Below are 2,250 nucleotides of genomic sequence, written 5' to 3'. Positions count from 1 at the left end.
CCACCTGAACCCGGACATCCCGGAGGACGTGGCATCCGCGGACTCCCGCATCCGCGCCGAGACCATCGCCGCCGAGGACGTCCTGCAGGACCTGGGCATCTTCGCAATCACGTCCTCGGACTCCCAGGCCATGGGCCGGGTGGGCGAGGTGGTCATCCGCACCTGGCAGGTGGCGGACAAGATGAAGAAACAGCGCGGCGTACTGAAGGATCCTGCCGGGGGTGCGCACGGGGCCGCGTCAGGCCTGGGCGCCGAGAGCGACAACTTCCGGCTCAAGCGCTACGTGGCGAAATACACCATCAACCCGGCTATCGCGCAGGGCATGGCCGATTCCATCGGCTCCGTGGAGGTCGGCAAGTTCGCCGACCTTGTGCTCTGGGACCCCGCGTTCTTCGGAGTGAAGCCGGACCTTGTGCTCAAGGGCGGCCAGATCGCCTACGCCCTCATGGGTGACGCCAACGCCTCCATTCCCACCCCGCAACCGCGCACCATGCGGCCGATGTTCGCCGCCTATGGCAAGGCGCTGCAGCAGTCCTCCATCACCTTCCTCTCCCAGGCCGCCATCGAGGCCGGGGTCCCGGCCGAGCTCGGACTGGAGAAGGTCATCCGGCCGGTGTCCGGAATCAGGAACCTTACCAAGGCGGACCTCAAGTACAACGGCGCCACCCCTGATATCGAGGTGGACCCGGAAACGTATCAGGTGAGCGTCGACGGCGAGGAAGTCACCTGCGAGCCCTCAGACGTGCTGCCCATGGCGCAGCGCTACTTCCTTTTCTAGGCTTCCAGAGGAGATCACCATGATCATCGAAAAAGTCCTCGGCAACACCCACGACCTCCCTCCCGGTCCGGACCCCTACTTTGGGCTCCACCGCGAGAAGGTGGTGCTGCCCAGCGCCCAGCTGGTCAAACGCATCCAGCGCGTCACCACCGACCACGGGAAGGAACTCGGCATCCGCCTCCCCGCCGGTTCCGGGGACCTGCGCGACGGCGACATCCTGCACGTGGCCGGCACCAACATGATCGTGGTGTCAGTCCTGCCCACCGACGTCCTGGTGATCGCCCCGCGCTCCATCCACGAGATGGGGGTGGTGGCCCACTCCCTGGGCAACCGGCACCTGCAGGCCCAGTTCTTCGACGCTTCCTCGGAGTACGGGGCGGAGGTGATGGTCTGCCAGTACGACCACACCGTGGAGGACTATCTCAAACACGTCGAAGCGCCCTACGACCGCCAGGAACGCGTGATGCCCGTCCCCTTCCGCCATGCCGAACACTCGCACTAGCCTCTGCCGTTGTGGCTGGGGCGCCGTGGGCGCTGCGGCGGGTGATAGGGGTCGTGCCCGTCCCCAGCCGCTCCCGACTCTCGCAAGCTCGAGTCGGGACCCTCGCGGCAGTGGGCCCACCGCGGTGCCCGCCACGCCGCGACCCCTATCACCCGCCTTCGCAGGTTCGACTGCTTGCCTTGCGTCGCGGAGCCCGTTATGACTCACCAGTTGGCGTTGCAGCAGCTGACGGATTCTGCTTTGCCTACCGGGGCGTTTGCTCACTCTCTGGGGTTTGAGACGTATGTGGAGCGCGGGCTGGTGCACGACGAGGAGTCCTTTGGGGTGTGGCTGGCGGCGTTCATTTCACAGCAGCTGACGTACTCGGACGCCCTGGCAATCCGGTTCCTCTATGAGGACGTTCCGGTTGCCGAACTGGATGCGTTGTTGACCGCCCAGTTGTTACCCCGGCAGTTGCGCGAGGCCAGTACCAAGATGGGCGGGCGTCTGCTGGAGATCGGCGCCGAGATCTTTCCGTCCGCAGATCTGGCGGAGTACCGGGAGCTGGTGGGTTCCGGCCGTGCCGCCGGGCATCAGCCGCTGGCGTTCGCCGTCGTCGCACGGTCCCTGAACGTACCGCTCCCGGAGGCCCTCGCCGCTTATCTGTTCGCCGCGGTGACGTCCTTGACGCAGAACGCCGTCCGGGCGATCCCCCTGGGGCAGAACGCCGGCCAGCGGATCCTGCGGAAGGCGGCCGACGGCGTAGCTGCCGCCGCCGAGCGCTCCAGTCACCTCACGCCTGACGATTTTGGGGCCGTCAGCCCCGGGCTGGAAATTTCGCAAATGCGGCACGAACGCCAGCGCGCCCGCATGTTCATGAGTTAACCGAGCTACACACAAAATATGTCTGGAGAAGAATATGTCTGAGCCCGTCAAAATCGGCATCGGCGGCCCGGTGGGTGCCGGCAAGACCCAGCTCGTGGAGCGGCTC

The 2,250-nt window shown here is 66.1% G+C and carries 3 protein-coding genes and 1 pseudogene; all 4 read left to right on the top strand.

Translation table 11 applies throughout. The features are described from left to right. Positions 1–778: urease subunit alpha (locus LQV45_RS26720; RefSeq protein WP_230009761.1), on the top strand; the 778-nt coding region annotated here is incomplete at its 5' end. A 19-nt stretch (positions 779–797) separates the two neighbouring features. After that, positions 798–1,280, top strand: a complete 483-nt coding sequence (ureE, locus tag LQV45_RS26715; protein WP_230009758.1) for an urease accessory protein UreE — start codon at positions 798–800, stop codon at positions 1,278–1,280. A 198-nt stretch (positions 1,281–1,478) separates the two neighbouring features. Then, positions 1,479–2,144 (top strand): urease accessory protein UreF, encoded by a 666-nt coding sequence (locus tag LQV45_RS26710; protein WP_230009755.1) that lies wholly within the window; start codon positions 1,479–1,481, stop codon positions 2,142–2,144. A 34-nt stretch (positions 2,145–2,178) separates the two neighbouring features. Further along, positions 2,179–2,250, top strand: a pseudogene (locus tag LQV45_RS26705) (urease accessory protein UreG); the annotation flags it as partial.

This window comes from Microbacterium sp. Bi128 (assembly GCF_918698205.1).
Note: the sequence above shows the minus strand (reverse complement) of the source record. Positions and strands in the feature narration are given on the sequence as shown.